General features: G+C 66.9%; 17 protein-coding genes and 1 pseudogene. 10 read left to right on the top strand and 8 right to left on the bottom strand.

Annotation, left to right across the window (positions count from 1 at the left end; all coding sequences use genetic code 11):
• Positions 1 to 329 precede the first annotated feature (329 nt).
• Positions 330 to 650, bottom strand: a complete 321-nt coding sequence (locus tag ACFVTC_RS19135; protein ID WP_390128375.1) for a YciI family protein — start codon at positions 648 to 650, stop codon at positions 330 to 332.
• Between the two features lie 1479 nt (positions 651 to 2129).
• Here ACFVTC_RS19135 and ACFVTC_RS19130 point away from each other — a divergent pair.
• The 3 genes from ACFVTC_RS19130 to ACFVTC_RS19120 all read left to right on the top strand — a co-directional run bounded on the left by ACFVTC_RS19130 (position 2130) and on the right by ACFVTC_RS19120 (position 5965).
• On the top strand, positions 2130 to 3566 hold the full coding sequence (locus tag ACFVTC_RS19130) for an MFS transporter (RefSeq protein WP_390128373.1): 1437 nt from the start codon (positions 2130 to 2132) through the stop codon (positions 3564 to 3566).
• A 142-nt stretch (positions 3567 to 3708) separates the two neighbouring features.
• The gene (locus ACFVTC_RS19125; RefSeq protein WP_390128370.1) at positions 3709 to 4689 is read left to right on the top strand and encodes a zinc-dependent alcohol dehydrogenase family protein; all 981 of its coding nucleotides are present in this window, start codon (positions 3709 to 3711) and stop codon (positions 4687 to 4689) included.
• A gap of 535 nt (positions 4690 to 5224) precedes the next feature.
• A complete protein-coding gene (locus ACFVTC_RS19120; RefSeq protein WP_390128368.1) occupies positions 5225 to 5965 on the top strand; it encodes an SDR family NAD(P)-dependent oxidoreductase in 741 nt (246 codons plus the stop codon).
• A 361-nt stretch (positions 5966 to 6326) separates the two neighbouring features.
• On the opposite strand, the gene ACFVTC_RS19115 is transcribed toward ACFVTC_RS19120, so the two are convergent.
• The 4 genes from ACFVTC_RS19115 to ACFVTC_RS19100 all read right to left on the bottom strand — a co-directional run bounded on the left by ACFVTC_RS19115 (position 6327) and on the right by ACFVTC_RS19100 (position 10739).
• Positions 6327 to 6638, bottom strand: a complete 312-nt coding sequence (locus tag ACFVTC_RS19115) for a helix-turn-helix domain-containing protein (protein WP_390128366.1) — start codon at positions 6636 to 6638, stop codon at positions 6327 to 6329.
• A gap of 250 nt (positions 6639 to 6888) precedes the next feature.
• Positions 6889 to 7629: an SDR family NAD(P)-dependent oxidoreductase gene (locus ACFVTC_RS19110; protein ID WP_390128364.1), complete on the bottom strand. Its 741-nt coding sequence runs from the start codon at positions 7627 to 7629 to the stop codon at positions 6889 to 6891.
• A 1040-nt stretch (positions 7630 to 8669) separates the two neighbouring features.
• On the bottom strand, positions 8670 to 9632 hold the full coding sequence (locus ACFVTC_RS19105) for a TIGR03619 family F420-dependent LLM class oxidoreductase (protein ID WP_390128362.1): 963 nt from the start codon (positions 9630 to 9632) through the stop codon (positions 8670 to 8672).
• Between the two features lie 207 nt (positions 9633 to 9839).
• Entirely contained in the window at positions 9840 to 10739 is a 900-nt protein-coding gene (locus ACFVTC_RS19100) for an NmrA family NAD(P)-binding protein (protein ID WP_390128360.1), read from the bottom strand.
• Positions 10740 to 11279: 540 nt separating this feature from the next.
• Here ACFVTC_RS19100 and ACFVTC_RS19095 point away from each other — a divergent pair.
• Positions 11280 to 11882, top strand: coding sequence for a TetR/AcrR family transcriptional regulator (locus ACFVTC_RS19095; RefSeq protein WP_390128358.1), 603 nt, complete (start codon positions 11280 to 11282; stop codon positions 11880 to 11882).
• 122 nt (positions 11883 to 12004) lie between these two features.
• Here ACFVTC_RS19095 and ACFVTC_RS19090 read toward each other — a convergent pair whose 3' ends face one another.
• The 3 genes and pseudogenes from ACFVTC_RS19090 to ACFVTC_RS19080 all read right to left on the bottom strand — a co-directional run bounded on the left by ACFVTC_RS19090 (position 12005) and on the right by ACFVTC_RS19080 (position 14213).
• Positions 12005 to 12604 carry a hypothetical protein gene (locus tag ACFVTC_RS19090; protein ID WP_390128356.1) on the bottom strand — a complete coding sequence of 200 codons (600 nt, stop codon included), beginning with the start codon at positions 12602 to 12604 and terminating at the stop codon, positions 12005 to 12007.
• A gap of 351 nt (positions 12605 to 12955) precedes the next feature.
• Positions 12956 to 13598 (bottom strand): annotated as a pseudogene (locus ACFVTC_RS19085) (IS5 family transposase); the annotation flags it as partial.
• A gap of 99 nt (positions 13599 to 13697) precedes the next feature.
• Positions 13698 to 14213: a hypothetical protein gene (locus ACFVTC_RS19080; RefSeq protein ID WP_390128354.1), complete on the bottom strand. Its 516-nt coding sequence runs from the start codon at positions 14211 to 14213 to the stop codon at positions 13698 to 13700.
• A 301-nt stretch (positions 14214 to 14514) separates the two neighbouring features.
• Between ACFVTC_RS19080 and ACFVTC_RS19075 the strand changes: the two genes are divergently transcribed.
• The 6 genes from ACFVTC_RS19075 (at position 14515) to ACFVTC_RS19050 (ending at position 21371) form a co-directional block, all read left to right on the top strand.
• Positions 14515 to 15153 (top strand): TetR/AcrR family transcriptional regulator, encoded by a 639-nt coding sequence (locus tag ACFVTC_RS19075; protein ID WP_390128352.1) that lies wholly within the window; start codon positions 14515 to 14517, stop codon positions 15151 to 15153.
• Positions 15154 to 15199: 46 nt separating this feature from the next.
• Positions 15200 to 15688, top strand: a complete 489-nt coding sequence (locus ACFVTC_RS19070; protein ID WP_390128350.1) for an amidohydrolase family protein — start codon at positions 15200 to 15202, stop codon at positions 15686 to 15688.
• 586 nt (positions 15689 to 16274) lie between these two features.
• Positions 16275 to 16874 carry a TetR/AcrR family transcriptional regulator gene (locus ACFVTC_RS19065; RefSeq protein ID WP_390128348.1) on the top strand — a complete coding sequence of 200 codons (600 nt, stop codon included), beginning with the start codon at positions 16275 to 16277 and terminating at the stop codon, positions 16872 to 16874.
• On the top strand, positions 16871 to 18112 hold the full coding sequence (locus ACFVTC_RS19060) for an MFS transporter (protein WP_390128346.1): 1242 nt from the start codon (positions 16871 to 16873) through the stop codon (positions 18110 to 18112). Before ACFVTC_RS19065 ends, ACFVTC_RS19060 begins: the two co-directional genes overlap by 4 nt.
• Before the next feature lie 23 nt (positions 18113 to 18135).
• Positions 18136 to 19305: an epoxide hydrolase family protein gene (locus ACFVTC_RS19055; RefSeq protein WP_390128344.1), complete on the top strand. Its 1170-nt coding sequence runs from the start codon at positions 18136 to 18138 to the stop codon at positions 19303 to 19305.
• Positions 19306 to 20222: 917 nt separating this feature from the next.
• Positions 20223 to 21371, top strand: a complete 1149-nt coding sequence (locus ACFVTC_RS19050; RefSeq protein WP_390128342.1) for an FAD-dependent oxidoreductase — start codon at positions 20223 to 20225, stop codon at positions 21369 to 21371.
• Positions 21372 to 21427: the final 56 nt, after the last annotated feature.

Genomic DNA, 21427 nt, shown 5'->3' with positions numbered 1-21427 from the left:
CACGACGCTGACACGGACGAGGAGCGGAAGAGCATCGCAAGATGCAAGCACAACTCAAATGCGGTGAAGAATGCGGGTGCCGCGGGCCGCACGGGGAGGGTGGCGAGTCGTAACGCTCGCCGGAGTCCCGTGCGGCCTGCTCATACTCTGACCCTGTTCGGGTTTCCCGTGTGCACTTCGGTGGTTGTTCGAGGAACTCGCTTAGAAGCGGCACACCGCGTACGAGCCGACGTTTCGTGAGTGGCGCGGTGGAAACCGGCGGTTACCGGGTCGGCGGTCAAGGACAGTTGCCGATATTCCGGTTGTTCCCTTTAGTCCTGTCGACTCGCTCAGTCGTGGAAGGGAATCCACCAGGGCTTGACGTCGGTGTAGATCATGCCGGACTTGACCGTGGGGTCCTCCGCGGCGATTGCGGTGGCTTCCTCGAGGGTGACGTTCTTGATGATCGTCATGCCGCCGTTCGCCATGGCGCCGCCGGGGCTCTCCATGAAGGGGCCACTCAGCACGACGTTGCCCGTGGCGTGGATCTCTTCCATGTACTTGACGTGGGTCCAGAATTCGGGCTGCTCGTTGTAGACGACCCCCTCGACCCACTTCGGGCCGGGGCTCTGAGTCAGGATGAAGTAGGTGGGTCCGTTCATGTCAGGCATGATGTGCTCCTCGTAGAGTTTTGGGTACATGTATCGAAAACGCTGTATCTCACGTTCAGGCACCTCCACCGAGTCGCAAGCGCGACGCGGGGCAGGTCGTCACGGAGTACCTGATTCGGTCTTCATCGGCCCTCGGTAGCGGCGATACATCTACGGTGGACCCTCGCATCGATCGTGTCCAACGATGATTCATGCTGACAATCAGCATGCGGTGAGATAGTTGGCCCGTGGAGCGAAAAGCCTGGTTTCGCACTGTCGCGTCATTGCGGCCCGGGTCTGTGTTCAGGCCATGGTGGGCTGGTTTGCGGCGCCGGTGACCTGGCCCCGCATCGCGAAGCGGACGGTCGTCTCGTCTCGGTGGTCGGAGGGCTGTCATCGAGTGGCGGCGGGGCCGGAAGTGGAGTGAGATGCAAGCTGCACGCGGACAGGAACCGCTGGGCCCGGCCTACCGATCGGAATCCCTTCGGAGCACGTTCATGCTGCCGCGTGGGCTGGTGGCTGTTGACTGCCCGGTTCATCAGGCCCTTGTGGGAGCGGTGCTCCACCGAAGGCGTGACCTGACGAATTCCTCGTCCCGATGCTTCTTGCCCTCGGGCCGGATCCGGCGGAGGCGGGTCCGCCGGCATAGGCCTGCCCGAACCTCGGGCACCATCAGTGCACTGACTTGCAGGAGCGGATCACGCCGCGCTGGAGCATCAGCTCCTCCACCTCAAGGAACTGAGCGGGAACCGGAAGTGCAGCTGCAGGCAGTGCGACTCACCCGACCGAGGGCCGGTGCCCCATGGGTGACGTCGACGTACTCCCCACGGGCAGCCATGTTTACCGGCTGCGTTCGGTGATCGACCATGTGCTGGCGTCGTGCGTCAGGACGGACCCATTGGATGCTGTCGGGTCGGACCAGGGTCGAGTCCCCGGACCGTCGGCGGGCCCCGCGCGGGTCAGGAGAGCGGGACCGGGGCGCGGTGACGCCGCGAAAGGGTAGCGCCCCGCTGCCTGGTTGATCGTGGCGCGAGCAACGGCTTTGTCGGCTGCGCCTGATGGGCTGCCTGGCCGGTCGGTGCGGTGATCAGGTTTGACGCTGATGTGACCTGCGAGTTCGACCCGTTCGGCGCTGCCGTGGGCCAAGCGATGGAGCCCCCCAAGGTTGAAGCCGTTCTGACCCGCACGGGCTGACCCGGGAAGCCGTCGACGAAGCCGTGAACGCAGGCGGCGGTACGGCAGTGAGGCCGGCCGGTCCGTGGTCCGCACAGGGGTGTGGGGCAACGACGCGAAGCCGGCTGCTGCGTGCTGCGGTTCCCTCTGGTGGGTCTTCCCGGGCAGTCATGGACGGGAAGGGCGGGTGAGGCCGTGGCGAATTATTGACAAGTCAGTTAAGAACTGAGTACCGTCGTTTTTGACAAAACAGTCCAGAACGTGTGCTGCCCGCCGACCGATTGCGCCGGGCATCTGGACCCTCCCTCCCGAGTAGTGAGCTCCTCTATGACCGTGCAAGACATCGCACCCGCCCACGCAAGAATCTCCGGCCCCAACGGCAAGCACCTCCATCCCGCGCTGATCCTTGCCGTCCTTTCCGTAGCCAGCTTCCTGGCGCAGCTCGACGTCTGGATAACCAACGTCGGACTGCCATCCATCGGCAAGGGCGTCGGTGCGAGCTCGCTGTCCGACCTGAGCTGGGTACTCAACGCCTATGCCATCGTCTACGCGGCTCTGCTCGTGCCTGCCGGCCGGCTCGCCGACCGGTTCGGACGCAAGGGAAGCTTCCTCGTCGGACTCGGCCTGTTCTCCGCCGCGAGCCTTGGGGCCGGGCTGAGTGGCGACGTCTGGGTCCTGGTCGGCTTCCGGGCACTTCAGGCCGTCGGCGCCGCCATCCTTACTCCGGCGAGTCTCGGACTCGTGCTCACCAGCGCACCCGCAGACAAGGTCGGCAAGTACGTCAAGATCTGGTTCACCGCGGGAGCCCTGTCCGCGGCCTCCGGTCCCGTACTGGGCGGCCTGCTGGTGCTGGCCTCCTGGCGGTGGCTGTTCCTGATCAACCTTCCCGTAGCCGCCATCGCCATCGTGATGGCCGCCCGTCTGGTGCCCAACACCCGGCACGAACAAGGAGACCGGCTCCCCGACCTGTTCGGCGGTCTGGTCCTGATCATCGGCGTCGGAGCCCTGGCCCTCGGGCTCGTCGAGGCACCCGACTGGGGCTGGTCCAGCGGCCGTGTGATCGGCTCGTTGATCGCGGCCGTCGCCGCTCTGGGCATCTTCCTGTGGCGCTCCGGCACCCACCCCGCCCCCGTCATCCAGCTGTCCCTTTTCCGTGACCGGATCTTCAGAGCCGGAAACCTCGTCCCGCTGCTTGCCTTCGCCTCCTTCGGCATCGTTCTCCTGTCGGTCATCCTGTGGCTGCAGGGGCACTGGGGCTACTCGCCCATCCGTACCGGTCTCGGCACAGCCCCCGGTCCGATCACCTTTGCTGTCTTCGCCGTCGTGGCCGACGTCCTGCACCAGAAGTTCAAGATCCGCGTCGGAGTCATTTCCGCCGTCGGGCTTGCCGTCGCCGCCATCGGCACCTACCTGATGACGACACTGCTGGACAACGACCCCGGCTACCTGGGCCACTTCCTTCCCGCCTGGCTGCTTGTGGGCGTCGGCCTAGGCGCCGCAGTGCCGGCCGCGATCTCCGCGGCCACCGTGGACCTGCGCCCGCAGGACGCCGCCACCGGCAGCGCCATCGTGTCCATGGCTGTACAACTCGGATCGGTCATCGGCATCAGCATCCTGGTGGCGATCCTCGGCACAGCTTCGGCCGCCGCCAGCCTGAGCGTCTTCCACAACGCCTGGTATGTGGCCATCGGGTTCGCCGTAGCTGCGGTGCTCGCATCCTTCGGCCTCGACCACAAGCGCAAGGCAGGGACACACGCCCAATAGGCGCCCCACCCCGCGCACCGCAGGCGGCACCTCGACCGGAAACCCCGCTCGCACCCGCGGCGCGGCGTCTCCTTCGCGGCGACGGCACGGCAAGAAACCCAAGTCTCCAGCCGCACCATCAGACACCCAAGGAGAGATTCGCATGCGGGCCATCCGACTGATCGAGTTCGGGCAGGCAGAACAGGTCATCCAAGTCGCCGACATTCCCGAACCCACGCCCCCCGCTGCCGGGGAAGTGCTGATCCAGGTGGAGTACGCGCCCCTCGACCACCACGACCTGCTGCTGGCACGCGGCACCTACCCGGTGCGCCCAGCCCTCCCGAGCGTCATCGGCCACGAGGGAGCCGGCAGCGTCCTTGCGGTCGGGCCCGGCGTCAACCACCTCAAGAACGGCGACACGGTAGTCATCCCATTCGGTACCTACTCCTGGGCGGAACAGGTCGTGATCAAGGCAGCCGGCCTGACCGCGCTCGATCCGGCCATCGACCTCCGCCAGGCAGCGATGCTGCGCATCAACCCGACCACGGCCGGGCTGCTCCTCGAACAGCGCTACCTCCCCGAGGACACGTGGGTGGTGCAGAACGCGGCCAACTCCGGAGTGGGCCGGTCCGTGATCGCCTTTGCCAAGGAGCGCGGATTCCGGACGATCAACATCGTACGGCGGGAGGAGCTCATCGATGAGCTCAAAAACCTCGGCGGCGACATCGTGGCGCTCGACTCACCAGAACTGGGCAGGGCTGTGCGGGCGCAGATCGGGGATGTGCCCGTCAGTCTGGGACTTGACGGTGTCAGTGGCACGGCCACAGGACGGCTCATCGACGTCCTCACCCAGAACGCTCTCCTGGTGAGCTATGCGCACATGAGCGGAGAACCGTTCGCTCCGGACGCAGACGCACTCCAGGCCAAGAACGTGGAGACCTCGGGCTTTTGGATGTACCAGGAGAAGAACCTGGACCGCCACCCGGCACTCGCGGTGGAGGCCGAGAGGCTCGTCGCGACGGGGAAGCTCAAGATGCCGGTGACCGCCGTGTACGAGGCGGGCGAGTTCAGTAGGGCCCTTGCGCACCTGCGGCGTGAAGGAAAGGTCCTCCTCGACTTCAACGCCCACCGCTCCCAACTCTGATCTTTCGGAGAGGCGTGCCTGGCCTGCGGGGGCTTTTGCTGCAGGTTGGCCAGGACGCCTGGACGGACGGGCCCGGCACGCTCCCTTGAACTCTGCGCAGGATGCACGGCGTTCAAAGCGATCCAGAGCGAGTCGATGAAGCGGACCAGGAACAACCGCGAGAGCACCCTGCTGCTGTCGCGGCCGGTGCCGGTCCGAACCGGGCCCCGCAGCAAACGCCACCATCCGGGCTGGCTGGTGGGCCGGTGAACCGTTCGATCACTGCTGCGCAGGAGATTTTCGGCCACAGGGCTGCTGGGCGTTCCGGCGCGGTCTGAGTGGCTTGGTCAGCAGGCACAAAAAGCTCCACGCCGGTCGGGCGTTGGTCAGTACGTATGACCCCTCCGAAATTTTTGACAAGTCAGTACAGAACCGAGTAACGTCGTTCTTGTCAATCCAGTCCAAAACCGCCTGGCCCTGGCGGGCGGTATGTCACAAGAACTCGCCCAACTTCCCGTCGCAGGTTCACTGTCGTCGGTCATTAGGAGCTACGAGCATGGAACTCAAGAACAAGACCGCCCTGATCACGGGTGCCGGTGCTGTCGGAGGAATCGGGGCCGAGATCGCGCGGGTGCTTGCGGAGGCAGGCGCATCCGTTGTGGTGTCGGGCCGTCATGCCGCGCGCGGTGAGGAAGTCGTCAAGGAGGTAGTCGACAAGGGCGGCAACGCACGTTTCGTGCTGGCCGATCTCGAGAACCTCGACGACGTGGCACGTCTGGCGCAGGAAGCCGGCGCCGTCGACATCTTGGTCAACAACGCCGCGGCGCTGACGATGGGTCCGACGGTGGAGCAGGAACTGGAGGGGTACGAGCGCGTCTTCGACGTCAACGTTCGCGCCACGTACTTCCTGACCGCCAAGATCGCCCCGGCCATGGTGGCCAAGGGCGAGGGCAGCATCATCAACCTCAGCTCGTTGGCCGGCAAGCTCGCCATGCCGGGCATGTCGGTGTACGGCGCGACCAAGGCCGCGATCGAGTCGCTGACCCGCAACTGGGCCGAGGAGTGGTCGGCTTCCGGCGTGCGCGTCAACGCAATCGCCCCCGGCACCGTGAACAGCGAGTTCGTCAGCGGCGCGCTCGGCGCGGAGGTGTTCGAGTTCCTCCGCCAGGAGGTCCCGAACAAGCGTATCGGCACCACCAACGAGATCGCCCAGGCCGTCCTCTTCCTGGCCAGTGACAAGTCCAGCTTCATCACCGGCGCCACCATCGCCGTCGATGGCGGACGCACCATCCGCTAGTACCCCGGGATGACGCACCGGGCGGCAGGGACGAGCCGCCCGGGCGGCGGGGCTTATCGACGGCCGGGCCGCACGGCCGGGGTCCGAGACGAACCAGTCGAATCGGCCCCGGCCGGCAGTGCGACTGCTGAATGTCTTGGTTCGGAGTCAGAACTGATGGAACTTCCCTCTGGCGTCAGCGCAACAGCAAGGGAGGCCGTCGCTCCGGGGTTGTGTTCCCCTTCGTGGAGCCAAGCGGTACCGGGCAGGCGATGCGTTGATGGATACGCCGTCGCCTCCCGGGCGGCTGCCCGAAGTACCCCGGGGCATTGTGCTGGTGTGGCCGAGGTAAAGGATGGCGGCTGTCGGGCGCGACGGTGGACTACGGCCGGGAACTGTGGCGTGGGTGTGGTCGTCGTGTTGCGAGTCGTCGAGGTCGCTGTGGTGGGCGCTTTCGCTGCGGAGCCAGTGCCCGAGTACCTCCACAGTGGGTGTGCCGGAGGAGCGCTCGCGAAAGCCTCTCTGTCAACCGTTGCACGGAGTCGTGGAAGTGAGCGAAAGCGACGTCCTGCTCGGAACGGAAGTGCAGCGTCACGGTACGGGGTGCCACCTCGGCTTCGGTTGCAATGTCGGCGATCGACGTCGCGCCGTAGCCTCGTTCGGCGAACAGACGGTATGCATCTCGGGTAATCACGTCCTTGCGTCCATGCCGACGACCTACCGCAGTTGCACGCCCTCACTGACCGACTCGAACACGACGGTTATGCCCTCCTGGTCTGCCTCGCCGTGTCGGCGGCCCGGTCGAAACCTTGGCTGAGTCCAACGAGAAGCCGGCTTCGTCCTGGTAGGGAGCCAGGTGCCGAGAGCCACCGCGTAACTCGGCCCCGGTGCCGCCGCCCCAGACCTCTTCCCAGGGTGTTCAGGGCGGCGGCGCCGGGATTCTTTCAGATGACGGTTCGGCCTCCGTCGAGGGCCAGGACGGAACCGGTGGCGTAGCTGGCCCTGTCCGACGCAAGGTAGAGGACCGCCTCGGCGACCTCGTCGGGTCCGACGGTGCGGCCCAGGGGGATCGACTTCCCGATCTCTCGGAGACCCGCTTCGCCGGCGTTACGGATCATCTTGGGGCCGTGCATGGGCCCTGGAGCGACGGCGTTGACGCGGACGTTGTGCGGGGCGAACTCCACCGCCCAGGACCGCGTGAGCGACTCGAGTGCGGCTTTGGTCGAGGCGTAGGCGGCGCGCCCGGCAGTTCCGAGCTTGGCTCCGATGGAACTGATGTTGATGATCTGTCCTTGGCCAGCGGCAATCATTCCGGGAACGAGTGCCCCGGTGAGGATGTGCGGCGCACGGATGTTCACCGCATACATTTCATCGAGACCATGCACGTCCAGTTCGGAGGTCGGCCCGGCTGCGATTGCGGCAGCGTTGTTCACGAGAATGCTGACAGCTCCCGAACTGGCGGCCAGTGCCTGCGCGGACTTCGGGTCTCGAAGGTCGGCCTGGATGAATGAAACACGTGTGCCGGTGGGATCAAGGAGCCTGGCGATGTCCTGGCCTCGCTCCTCCTGGCGACCGGAGGTGATGACAGTTGCATCGTTGGCTGCGAAGATCTTGGCGATCTCGAATCCCAGGCTTCCTTCGTCGCCCACGCCGGTTACCAATGCGACCTGCCCTGTTAGCTGCATAGCTATGCAATCTCCTTGTATCGACATGAGTAATGTGGCGGCTTGCATTCAAAGGTGGTTCGGGTGTGCGGTGAATGGCTAATTCGTGCCTCTGGATATGGCCCAAAGACCCCCACGGTTCAGCCCGGTGGCCTCGGCTGGGACGCCGGGGCTGATGTCGCGTAGCCGCCACGAAGAATGAACTGACGCTCGACAGCGGTCAGTACGTCATCTCGGCCGAAGTTCGCCGGGCATGCCGTACCGTCGACTGTACACGTTAATGACAGGTCGGTACAGAAACTCTGTGGCGGGGTGGCCGCGCCGGTCTGTCCGCTTCTTCGTCGCAGTCTTGAACCCTCTGTGGGTCACCTTCCAGGCTGTTGCACGGGATCGGCCGCCTTGGAATCAACGCGACAGCCGACTTCGGTCCTCGGCCCAGTTGGACTGCATTCCAGCGGAGTAGTGGCCCCGGAGCTTGGTCGCGCAGGCGTATGGGTCGTGTGGGGACACCTGGCAGGTCCGTTGAGTCGACTCGACATCGCTGGCTCCAGCTCGGTTGCGGTCGGGGGAACTGCGTCGGGCAGGGGCGCAAGTTGGGTAAGTGGTGACGCTTGGTTGGGCGCGCGGCCTCCTTTCGTCCCGCGCTGATTGCGGCGTTCGGCGCGCGTGAGGAGAGTGTCGGAGGGACCAGCTGCCAGGCCGGGCGCGAGTCGGTGTGAAGCGGGGAGCCGAAGGTGAAAGGCGTGTACGGCTTTTGAGCGGGTGCCCGGTGCTCATGGACCGGTTGCTGATTGAGCCAGTGGATGTGCCGCTGGGCCGGCCGCGCCGCCCGGGACCGCTCCACTGTTCCGGTGTGCTGAGCTTGGGTTCGGCCGTAGTCGGCGGCCCGAGATTGAATCGCCCCGAACCGACCGGGTCGCGGTGGCTGCGGCTGCCGCTGCCCTCCGAAGAGCGCTGCGGCCGAGGGCGTCAAAGTGCGACTTGGATGTCCAGGGGCGGGTCTGTAGCCCAAGTGCCCACCCGCGGTCGACGGGGAGTCTGTGCGAGGGTGGTTCAGTTCCTCATGTGCCTGACGGGGACGGGGGCAGTCGGTCTGCCTGGCCTGAGTGGCAGAACTCATCGATGAATGCTTCGGCGATGTCCATCATCTCGGTGACGGATGATGTCGTGGTCTGCACGTCGATGAAAGCTTCGTCCGCGCCTGCTTCACAGGCCTTGGCCAGGTACTCGCTGACCTGTGACACCGTACCTGCTGCCCAGTTGTGTGCAGGGTCCCCCGGCTTCTTGGTGATCGTGGGGTTGACTCGCAGGCAGACCCGCAGCTGCGACGGGTCTCGGCCTGCCTGTTCGGCGGCCTGCCGGGCGACATTCCACAAACCCGTCAGCTGCTCCAGGGGCATTGCCAGGCCGATCCATCCGTCCGCCCGCCGGCCAATGCGTTCCAAAGCGGGTGTGGAGAACCCGGCAAGGAGGATCGGGGGCCGTGGTTTTTGGACCGGCTTGGGCAGGATGCGGCTGGGTGGGATGGTCCACAGTGGCCCCTCGTGCCGGACGGTTTCGCAAGTCCAGACCGCGTCGAGCACGTCTAGGACTTCCTCCAGGCGCGCGCCGCGCCCACGCCAGGGCACGCCGACAGCCTGGTACTCGTCGCGCAGCCACCCCAGGCCCAGGCCGACGTCGACTCTTCCGTTGCTGATCAAGTCCAGCGAGGCCAGGGTTCGCGCCAGCAGTACTGGTGGCTGGAACATCGCGTTGAGGGTGCTGGTACCGAGCCGGATGTGCTCGGTGTGCGCGGCGGCCACGGTGAGCGCTGACAAAGGATCGATGCTGGTGACGAATTCTTCGGGCATCACTCCGTCGCGCGACGGATCCGGATAGGGGTCACTGGGGGAGAGGGGACCCAGTAGCCGGTCGCTGACCCAGAGGCTGTCGTAGCCCATGTCTTCCAGGCGCCGGCTGAGGTCAGCCGTCAGTGCCGGTTTCGCGAACACTCCGAACTGGGGCACTGAGAAACCCAGGCGCATACGGATGATTCTCCGCCCGGAGACGGCCTGCCGCGAACGGAGGTGGCACACCGGACGCGGGGATGGGCTCGGGCGGTGTTGCGCCCTGCCTGTGGCGCACGCCGTGTGGAGCGTGCGACCGTACCGTTTCCTTGAGGCGGCGCGTTCCGCGAACGCGCCTGCCGTTGGGGACGTAGCTGGCTCGGCGGCACGGGGCGGTGGTCCTGGTCAGGCGGTGGTCTCCTCCTTGTCCGGGATGGCGTTGGGGCCGTCCTGGGCGAAGGCGTCCTTCTTGAACAGCACGTACTCCTCGACGGTCATGGGTGTCTTGTTGCCGACCACATGCACGAGGTTGTTGGCTCCCGCGAAGATTCCGGCCTGGTAGTCCTGGGCGACCGCCGCCAAGTGCTGGATGACGTGGGGCTGCCATTCCTTGTCGGTGAGACCTTGCCGGAACTCTTCGATGGAAATGGGTTCGTACGTCACCGGGATGCCCAGTGCGCGGGACACGGCCTCGGCGATCTCGTAGTGATTCATCTCGACCGGTCCGGTCAGCGGGTAGATCTGGCGGTCATGCGGCTGCGGGTTCTGGAGAATGGCCGCGATGACATAGGCCTGGTCGCGGCCGGCGATGGGAGCGTGGCGACCGTCGCCGAAGGGGAGGCGGAGCACGCCCTGCTCGCCGCGGCGGGCCCAGAACCAATCGATCCACTCGGCGAAGAACGTGGGCCGCAGATGCGCGGTGAGCATGGTCGTGCGATCCAGGAGGCGTTCGCCGAGCCAGTGCTGTCGCGCGGCGTTACTGGCTGCTTCGCGTCGTGCGGAGATCTGCGACATGTTGACGACGGACCTGACGCCGGCCTCGCTCGCTGCCTGTGCGAAGTTCGCGGTGGCCTCGAGGAGCCCTGGGACGATCGGGTAGCAGAAGTATGCCGACGTCACCCCGTGCATCGTGTCACTGAGCGAGCGGAAGTCCAGCAGATCCGCCTTGGCGATCTCGGCGCCCGCCTGCTCCAGGGCCTCGGAGCGGGCGTCCTCGCGCCGGACCAGAGCCCGGACCCGGTATCCCCGGTCCAGCAGGATTTCCGCGGTGGAGGTACCGGTGTTCCCGGTTGATCCAGTGATCAAGATGAGCTTTTCCTCGGTAGTCGGCATCTGCACTCCAGCCATTCGGAAAAGTGAGTCTCAGCCGGCGGGGTTCGTGACGGTTGACGGGCTGGGGCCGGCCCCACTCCGCGCGCCGGGGATGAGCCGACCTGGACGGGTGGGCCGTTGACGGCGCGAGCGGTCGCTTTCCGCCCCAAAGTCCAATGGGCGAAGGTGACAGTGAGTAGAAGACCATCGTCACATTGCCTCGCAGGCCCCACCACCGGTGATGACACGGTGAACGCGGCATTCGTTCACCGTGCGGGGCGCCTGGCTGGCCCTGCTCCGCAGCACGGCATGACGGGCAGCGTGGCAGGAAGGCGGTGACGGCCGGAGGGTCTTGCCACCGTCGGGTGAGGCAGATCGCCGGACCGGGAGTCATCTGGACCGTAAGTTCCCTGAGCCGGAAGACAGGAGCCCTCCGTCGGGCTGCGCGCGCGGCGCTCCGGGAAGAAATTGTGTACTACTTTGGCTTAAATCTTTGTTCTGTACTGGACTGTCCGTACGAAGTAGGGTGAAGAAATGGCCAGGCCACGAAGCTTTGATGAGCAGGCTGTAGTAGGTGCGGCGGTCCTGCAGTTCCGTAAGACCGGCTACGCGGGCACCACCATGGACGATCTGTCGGATGCCACCGGCTTGGGGCGGGGAAGCCTGTACGCATCGTTCGGAGACAAGCACGTACTGTTCATCCGGGCTCTGCTGGAGTACGTTCGCGAGGCACTGGCCGGCACCGAGCGTGCGCTGGTCGGCCCCGATGAGACCGCGATCGACCGGTTGCGGGGCTTCCTGGCCAGCGGTGCCCGGTTCGTGGTGGACGACAAGGATCAGCTGGGGTGCATGGCCGGCAAGTTCTCCCACGAGCTGGGCGCACGGGACGAGGAAGCCCGCAAGGTCATCCATGAGGTCTTCACCAAGCAGCACCAGCTCCTTGCGGACTGCGTGCAAGCGGCCCAGCGCCATGGTGACCTGGATCCGGGCGCGGACCCCCTGGTCGTCGGCTGCACGATCTTGAGCATCAATCGCGGCTTTGACGTCATGGCCAAGGCCGGCATCGACCCGGCGCTCCTGGAGGCCGCAGCCGACCAGGCGTTCCACGGCCTTCCCCTCACCTTTGCGCACCGCTGACCCCCCAAGCCGCACTGGGAGTGCCGTGCGGCGGTGGTCCTCCTGGCGTCGTGCCTGAATGGCCGAGAATCCGTGCCATGAGCGCGGTCAGGTCGTGCCCACGGCCCCTTTTGCGGCATCGGTCAGTCGGCGGAGGCGCTTGTGGCTTCCTCGGCTTCTGCGGCAGCAGGTGAGTAATAGATGGATTTGCCCTGCCTGATGCGATGGATGAGGCCCTTGGCCACCTGGCCCTCCAGCGTTGCGCGAACAACCGTAGCCTTGGCCTTGCGTTCGGGGTGGTCGTGGGCGAGGGCTGTGGTGACTTCGGCGGCGGAACGTGGCTCGGCCTCGCGTGTGAGGTATTCACGGATGAGGTCGCCGAGCGTACGCAACCTGGTGCCCTTGGGCTCTCCACCGCTGCGCTTCGGCGCGGCCGCCTGAGTGCGTCGCGCGGTGGTCTTCTGGGGGCGCGTCTTCCGCGTCGTGGTGGTACGCGAAGGCGTTTCAGTTTTGGTGTCGGTGAGAGCCGTCGGTGCTTGCGTGCCCACCACGGTGCCGCCTAGAGCGTCCAGCATGCCGGCCAGCAGCGTACGGTTGCCCTTGAGCACATCCAACTGGTCCTGCAGGGAGCGGATTTCGGCAACGATGCGCTCTTGTTCCCTGGTATTTTGCTCGAGGTCGGCGCCAAGCCGAGCGGCGTACTCCGCTTTCAGACCCGCGGCCTCCCGCGGCGTGCTGGACATGGGTGTTCCTTTCGGACTGGTAGCGCTGTAGGCGGCGAATGCTACTCACTTCGGCTTGTACGGCGCCGTACGCATCCCCAGTCTTACGCCGCACCCGCGGTTCATGCCCCTGAAGTGGGCTGGGCGGAGTGAGTCACCCACCACCCAGCCCATGGGCACGGCGTGTCATGCGTGCCGGGTCGGGGCTGCGTACTGCCCGTACCGGCCGACCTGGCAGGAAAGCGGCTGCGGTCTTCCCGCCAGAGTCGGTTCGTATGCGAGGTCAGCGGCCCGCCCCCGGTGCTCGACCCATGTCCCTTGGCGCGCCGTGTGGCTTGTCGGGAGCCTGCCCAGTTGACGGGTTACCGCTGGTTACTGAGGGTTTCGGAATGAGGTTCCTAGGCATCTCAAGCAGATGATGCCGCAGGCGACCTGGAGTAGTGCGAGGTGGAGGTCGGCGCGCATCTCGTCGCGGATGTAGAGTCGTTTGAACCGGTGGAGCCAGGCGAGGATCCGCTCGACGACCCACCGTGTCATGCCCAGGCCGGATTCGTGCGGGGTGGCGCGGCGGGCGAACCTCGGTGTGATGCCGCGGGCTCGGAGCAACCGGCGGTAGGTGTCGTAGTCGTAGCCGCGGTCGGCGAACAGGCGGCGGGGCCGGTGACATGGCCGTCCACGGACCCCGCGGATGCGGGGGATCGCGTCCAGCCGAGCCATGAGCTGGGTGACATCGCGACGATTTCCGCTGGTCAGCGAGACGACTAGGGGAGTGTAGTGCCGGTCGGCGATCAGCTGGTGCTTGCTGCCGGGCCGGGCCCGGTCCACCGGCGAAGGTCCGGTGTGAGCCGCCTTTCGAGGCTCGGATGTGTGAGCCGTCGATCGCAGAGTCGTCCATGTCGAGCAGGCCAGCGGCCCGCAGGTCCGTCAGCAGCACCTCGTGCAGCTGCGGCCAGACGACTGCCTCGGTCCAGTCCAGAAGACGACGCCAGGCCGTCGCGTCGCTGCAGTCGACCTGTTCCGCAGGCACGTCCTGCCAGTTCTTCCGCCGGGCCGATGGGATGAGGGCCGGTGCGGGAGAACGCCTCCTTGTGTGCTTCGACGTACTCCTCCACGCTCAGGGGCGTGTGATTCCCGATGACCTCGACCAGTTGTTGGTCCCTGTGAAGATGCCGTTTTGGTAGTCGACGACGTTCTGCGGATGCTCGGTGACGTGGGCGGGGAAGCCGACCCGATCAAGGCCCTCACCGAACTCGTCGATACCGATGGGCTTGTAGCTGGCGGGTCTGCCCAGTGTGCTGGAGACGGCCTCGGCGATGCCGTGGTGGTCCATTTCCTTGGGCCCGTGCAGGAAACAGACCTGGCGGTCAAGGGCGGTGGGGTTCTCGAGGATGGCCGCGATCACGTCTGCCTGATCCTGGCCGGCGATCGGGGCGTGCCGGCCGTCGCCCACGGGGAGCCGAAGCCGGCCCTGGTCGTCCTTGCGGATGAAGTACCAGCCGATCCACTCGGCGAAGAACGTAGGGCGAAAGTGCGTGGTGATGAGGCTCGTGCGGTCCAGCAGCCGCCTGGCGAGCCAGTGCTGACGGGCCGAATTGCTAGCCGCCTCACGGCGCGCCGAGATCTGGGACATGTTCATGACGGCCCTGGCATTGGCCTCGACGGCAGCCGTAGGCCCTCGTGGCGATGCCGGACGGTGTCAGTGAGAGCATCCAAATTATTGACTACATAGTACAAAAGTAGGCCAAGGTCATCGGAGCCGCCACGGAAGATCATTAGGATACGTTTTCACGAAGCAGTACAGATGTGGGCTCACGTTGATCCTCAGGGCGCGCACATACGCTGGCCAGATTGCCGTGGCCCCGACCGCCCCCCGTATCGGGGCCACGGGCATGCCCTGCTACCGGCTGATCGCCGACAGGTACAGTGGGCCCATGGCTCGGCCCCGGCAGTTCGACGAAGAAGAGGTTGTGCAAGCGGCCCGCGACCAGTTCTGGTCGGTCGGGTACAACGGCACCTCTATGGATGACCTCAGCGCGGTGACAGGCCTGGGCCGGGGAAGCCTGTACGGGGCCTTCGGGGGCAAACACGACCTCTTCCTGCGTGCTCTCGACAGCTACAACAGCGACGCGCTGGGGGCATGGCGTACGGCGCTGGGAGGCCCCGGTCCTGCCCTGCCCAAGCTGGAGCGGCACGTACGCAACGTCGCCGAGGGTGTCACCTGGGACGTGGAGCGCCGCGGGTGCATGCTGGCCAAGAGCGCTGCCGAGCTGTCATCCGTTGACGACGACGTCGTGGAGCGGACCTCTGCGGTGATTCGCGGTCTGCACAACGCACTGCAGGGCTGCATCACACAGGCCCAGGCCGAAGGCTCCCTGAGTGCAGAGGCGGATGCGGACACCATGGCAAGCCTGCTGCTGGCCATGCTCCGCGGGCTCGATGCGTTGGGCAAGGCGGGAGCTGCCCCGGAGGTCATCAACGGTGCAGCAGAACAGGCCCTGGCACTCCTTCCCCGCCGTTCCCCGCAACGGGACGCAACTAATTCGACCCGCCACGGTGCCGTCGCGCAGTAATTTTCGCGGGCGCGTCCGCAAGTGACCGGCCTGCCGGACCCGTTGAGTGCGTGGGTACAGGTGGTTGTTGCGGGATAGGCAATCCCCCGGCCTCATCGATGCGATTGTGAGAAGGGGGACCTTCGTCAGTCTGACGCTGGGCATGGACCCTGGCGATGCCGTGCGGCCGCCCCAGAGCATGGCCGCAGCGACCATGACCGCGCATGTCAGCGGCGTCCTGAATGCCTACGGCAACCTGCACAAAAGCGGCGACAACGTCGTCATCGGGTCGGACGCCGGTATCGGGCCCTGGAAGCCTCATGACGTTTCTCCCCACGGCGCGGCAGACCCCGCACAGTTGGGCGTCACGTCGCTGGAGGCACTGATCTCCATGACCAGCCGTGCAGCCCGCCTGTGCCGTATGAAGGGCCGCAAGGGCAGGATCGCCCGCGGTGCCGACGCCGACCTGCTGATCGTCGACGGCGACGTCGAACACGACTCCGCAGCTGTCCTGGACGTACAGGCGGTCTTCCGCGCCGGCGTCCCAGTGCGCTGAACCAGGTACGGCAACTGGTGCGAGGGCGGCCGCGGAGAACCAGCCTCAACTCCCGGCCGGATGCGGTGGATGCCGCGTCCGGCGTTGGCTGCGGAGCGCGCCCGGGGGTCACCACGCTGTCCAGGGATCTGGCTGCGGACGAGGGCAGAGGCGTTCCACGTCTCAGGTGAGCGTGCCTTGAACGTGGTGACGTCGCCAGGGCCGACGGCTGCGACGCGCGTGAGGAAGGCGATGGTCGAGTGATGGGCGAGCGGAGCTGTCCCTCTGGGATGTGCGCTCTTCTCGGTCGGCTCGGATCGCTCGGGCGTGAACCAATTCGGGGAATCCGACCTTGCTCAAGAGCCGATACGAGCATTGCTCCTATGCGCCGTCCACGGCGCTTCGAAGGGCGCACTGGCCGGCGGACCAAAGTGCTGGCGCTGGACGGCGGTCCCCTAGGTATCCCAGTGAACCTTTTCGCTGCGGGTGTCATCGAAACCGACGTCCTTCGACACCTTCCACCTCGTCGACGTGGCTCGCCCGTGGGTCAGGAGCAAGATAAGAACACCCGTTCCTAACGTAGTGTACGTTTGTTCTTATGCGTGGAATGGAAACACCCGAAGAGCGAGGCACATCGGGCGGCGAGGGGCGACGTGCACGCCGACACGATCCGCGACGCAGGGAACGCGTCCTCGATGCCGCGCTGGACGTGCTCGTCGAGGACGGCGTCGCGGGAATCACGCACCGCAAAGTCGCCGCTCACGCGGACGTGCCGCTGGGCTCCGTCACCTACCACTTCGCCAGCCTGACCGAACTGTGCACGCAGGCGTTTGCCCGGTACACCGACCAGCGGAGCACCGAGTACGAGGCGCTCTTCACCGACGTGGCCTCGCGCGAGGACCTGATCGATGTTCTCGCGGAGCTGGTCCGGGCGGGGCCGTCCCGGCGCCGCAGCGCGATCCTCGGATTCGAACTGCATCTGGCCGCGTTGCGCGATCCAGCGCTGCGCGTGCTGACCCAGGAATGGACCAGGTCCAGCCGGACGACCCTGGCGCGCTTCACGGGGCCCGAGGCCGCCGCCCGCCTCGACGCCCTTCTGGAAGGGATGATCATGCAAACGCTGGTCTCAACGGAGCGGGAACCGCTTGAGGAGACCCGCGCAGCCATCGCGCAGACGCTCGGCCCGGCTACCGGAACAGGCGCGTGAACATCCACTCCGGAAGCCCCCGCGCGCGCGAGACGATGCGCGCCGTACGGTCGACCCACCTGGTCTTCGCGCTCCTTGGCCTGGCTGGGTCCTCGTGGGCGTCGCGCCTGCCGCAGATCCGGGAACGCATGGACCTGGACACCGCGTCGGTCGGCCTCCTACTCCTGCTCATCGCGGTCGGCGGCCTGGTGGCACTGCCTCTGGCCGGCCCCTTCGTCGCCTGTTTCGGACCGCGTCGCGCCGTCACCGCGGTGGCCGTCCTCGTCGGTGCCGGTCTCGGCGCCGTGGCGTCCGGGTTCGCTCTCTGGCCACCCTTGCTCATAGCCGGCCTCTTCGTGCTGGGCACCGCCACCGGCTTCTGGGACGTCGCGGTGACCGTGCACGCGGCAGCCCTCGAACGACGGCTCGACCGGGCCCTGATGCCCCGCTTCTTCGCGGGATTCAGCCTCGGTACTGTGGCCGGCGCCTGCCTCGGCGCGCTCATGGCTGTCCTGCGCGTACCAGTGAGCCTGCATGTCGGGGCGGTGGCCCTGCTCGTCGCCTTGCTGACACCCGCAGCCGTCCGGCACTTCCTCCCATGGCCCGCACCCATGTCAGCGCCCTCACGAGGCACGGTGCGTGAGTCTGGGGCACACGCCTGGCACGACCCGCGCACGATGCTCCTCGGCCTCGTCGCCCTGGCTTTCGCGCTGGCGGAAGGAGCGGGGAGCAACTGGATCAGCCTCGCCGTCATCGACCGCCACCACACCACGGCGGCCGTCGGCACCCTGGCCTATGCCGCCTTCCTCACGGCCGTCACCTTGGGCCGCTGGCTCGGACCGCTGATCGTCGATCGCCTGGGCAGGCCGGGAGCCCTGCGTGCCGCGGCCTGTGCCGCCTGCCTCGGGAACGTCCTGTTCGCGACCGGGCCCCGCCTCTGGACAGGCTTCGTCGGCGCACTGCTGTGGGGAGCGGGGGCCGCACTCGGCTTCCCCCTCGGCCTGAGCGCCGGTTCGGACGATCCCGGCCACGCGGCCGCTCGGGTCGGGGTGATCACCTCGATCGGGTACTGCGGCTACGTCTGCGGGCCGCCGCTGATCGGAGTCCTCGCCGACCGGACCGGCCTCGCACCGGCCCTGCTGGCGATCGCCGCGGTCATGGCCGCATCCCTCACCCTCACCAGCGCCGTCCGCGTCACGTCGAGGGCCCGTAAGCAGTCCGCGAACGCCGCAGCCGCAACACCCAACCCCATCCCCTGAGTACAAGCGGCAAGGAGCACATCGTGCCAACCACCACCCCCGTCATCGAGGTCAGCGACGCACACCTGGAGGATCTCCGCGCTCGACTGCGTGCCACCCGGTGGCCCGAACCCTGGCCGATCGACGGCTGGGAGGCGGGCACCGACGCGGCGGAACTACGCCGCCTCGTCGCGTACTGGGCCTCAGGCTACGACTGGCGGGCCCACGAAGCCGCCGTCAACGCCCTCCCCTCCCGCTTCGCCGACATCGACGGCACACCGGTGCACTACCTGCGCTATGACGCCGAGCACCCGGACGCCCTGCCGATCGTGCTCACCCACGGCTGGCCGAGCACCGTCCTCGAACTTACGGACCTCGCCGAACGACTGGCCACCCCGTCCCGTTACGGCGGCGACGCCCGGGACGCCTTCACCGTCATCGTCCCCTCACTGCCCGGCTTCGGCTTCTCCGCCCAGCGGCCCGCTCTTACCGGCACCGAGCAGACTCACGATCTCTGGCACCGGCTGATGCACGACCACCTCGGCTTCCGGCACTACGCGGCTCACGGTGGAGACCTGGGTGCCGGTGTCACCTCACGGCTCGCCGAAGCCCATCCCGAGTCCGTCGTCGGCATCCACCTGCTCGCCGCCGCGGCCCCGGTCGAGTACGACCCGGCCTTGCTCACCCCCGAGGAAGACGCGTATCTCGCCTCCGCCGCTACCTGGCAGGCGGAGGAGGGCGGGTACATGCACCAGCAGAACACCCGTCCCCTCACCCTCGCCCCGGCCCTGAACGACTCACCCGCCGGACTGCTCTCGTGGATTCTGGAGAAATACCGGGCGTGGAGCGACTGCGGAGGCGACCTGTCCACACACTTCAGCGACGACTTCCTCCTCACCCAGGCGTCCCTCTACTGGTTCACCGGCACGATCTCCACGTCCTTCCGCCCGTACTACGAGTACGCGCACCACCTGACCCGGCGCGTGCGGCGGGTCGAGGTCCCCACCGCCCTCGCTCTGTTCCCTGCGGACCTGTCCCAACCACCACGCCGCTGGGCTGAGCGCACCTACCACCTCACCCGCTACATTCGTATGCCCCACGGCGGACACTTCGCTGCCCACGAGGAACCCGCCCTGCTCGCGGATGACATCACCGCGTTCTTCCATGAGCTCCGCCTGCCCCACTCCCGGGCCGCCTCACGTCCGGGGGGATAGGCAGGCGGAACGGTGTCGGAGGAAACAGACCGGAACCGCGTCCGTCTGGAAGCCGTCCGCCCAGAGGCCGCCAGGCTGGTACGTCGGCGCTGGGTGGGCAGAGTGGAACGGGTGAAAGTCACCGCCCGTGCCGGCGGCGCGGTCCAGCTCAGCTTTGGAGGACGGCCGGCGCAACGTGTCGCTGGACAAGGTGTTCGCCCTGGCCGACGTGCTGTAGCTCGACGTGGGTGAGCGTTTCCGCGGTCTGAACAGCCTGATCACCCCTTCGCGGCAGCCAGGCGGCCGACACCGCGGCCGGCTGCTGTCAGGTGTCGCCGGTGAACAGGGCTGGCGTGGTGTCGAGTTCGTCGAGGCAGGCCAGGAGGCGGGGCAGGTCGGTGTCGGGCCCGAAGGCGAGGCAGGTGCCGTCCGCGGTCGCGCGTCCGAAAGCATCGGCGAGAGTGGACGGCGGCGGGAGTTGACGTAGCCCATATGCAGGCTGATGCCGCCCTCGCGTGCCCCAAGGGACGGGCGGTGGGCGGCCGGAGAGGTCTTCCACTGAGTGACCGGCATCGATCGATCGGCACAACGGCGTTGCGTCGGGCTGGTGCCTGTTGGTGTCTGGGCCGGATGGACCAGGGCGAGGGAGTGTCACCTCTCCGGCATTACCGCCGAGCCGGTCGAGGCGGTTGCCGGGGATGAACGTGGTTGGCGCGGTGCGTCGTAGCGTGAGCGGTCCTGGCCACCGCGAAGCGGATGCCGAGCTATTGTCACGAGGTCGCGAAAACCGATGTTCCGTGGTCCACCCGCCGGACATCGCTCGTACATCGATGCAGATGGTTCTGATCGGTGAGTGTCTCCTTGCCGAGATCGGGCATTCCGTCCGCTCTTGGCGCTGACCATCGCCGGCGCGTGTCGGCGCAGCAGAGGGGCGCAGCATGCAGAAGAGCATCGCCATTGTTGGAGCAGGACTGGGAGGGCTGACGCTCGCGCGGGTGCTTCAGGCTCACGGCGTCGCCGCGACGATCTACGAGGGTGAGGCTTCGGCGAAGACCCGTGCGCAAGGCGGCCTGCTCGACATCCAGGTAGAAACCGGGCAGGTCGCGCTTCGCGCAGCCGGTCTGTACGACGAGTTCCTCACTCTGGTCCGCCCGGGCGAGGATGCCAAGCGCGTGGTCGACCGCCACGGCACGATCCTGTTCGACATGCCTGCGGACCCCGGTTCGGCCCGTCCAGAAGTGGATCGTGGCGAACTGCGGCGCCTGCTCATCCAGTCGCTGGCGCCCGGAACGATCAGGTGGGGTCACAAGCTCGCCTCGATCCGGCACCGTGTTGAGGGCGGCTACGATCTCACCTTCGCGGAAGGTTCCGCCACGCGCGCCGACATCGTCATCGGCGCGGACGGTGCCTGGTCGAAGGTGCGTCCGCTGCTTACCCCCGCCAGGCCTGTCTACAGCGGAACCTGCTTCATCGAGATCGCCCTCGCCTCAGGCTGCAAGGACTGCCAGGACTATCGGGACTGTCGGGACTGTCGGGCGAGCGTGGCCGCGATCGGCAGCGGCACGCTGATGGCGGTCGCGCCGGGCAAAGGCATCATCGTGCATCGCTACGCCGACGGGCACGTGCGCGGATACGTGGCGCTGAACAAGCCCGAGGAGTGGATGAGGTCGATCGACTTCGGCGACCCGTCCGCCGGCCTCCGTCAACTTGCCGACGAGTTCGATGGCTGGTCGCCGCTGCTCACCGCCTTCGTGACACAGAGCGACGTGGAACCGCGGCTCCGACCCGTCTATGCCCTGCCCGTCGGGCTCGAATGGGACCGGGTGCCCGGCGTGACGCTCGTAGGCGACGCCGCGCATCTGATGTCGCCCTTCGCCGGCGAGGGTGCGAACCTTGCCGTGTACGACGGCGCGGACCTGGCGAGCAAGCTGGTTGAGCAACCCGACATCGAGGTCGCGCTCACCGCCTACGAAGAGCGGCTGTTCCTGCGTAGTGGCGATGCCGCCAGCCGCTCGGCGCAGAACCTGGAGATCTTCTTCGGCCAGGAAGCACCGCAGAGCGTAGTCACTCTGTTCGATCGCTCCTGACACCTCGGTCCGGGTTCGCGATCTTGTCGCGGACCCGGCAGGGAACGGGCACGACC

Source organism: Streptomyces sp. NPDC057950 (assembly GCF_042887295.1).
Classification (GTDB): domain Bacteria; phylum Actinomycetota; class Actinomycetes; order Streptomycetales; family Streptomycetaceae; genus Streptomyces; species Streptomyces kaempferi.
This window is presented reverse-complemented; position numbering and strand designations above follow the sequence as displayed.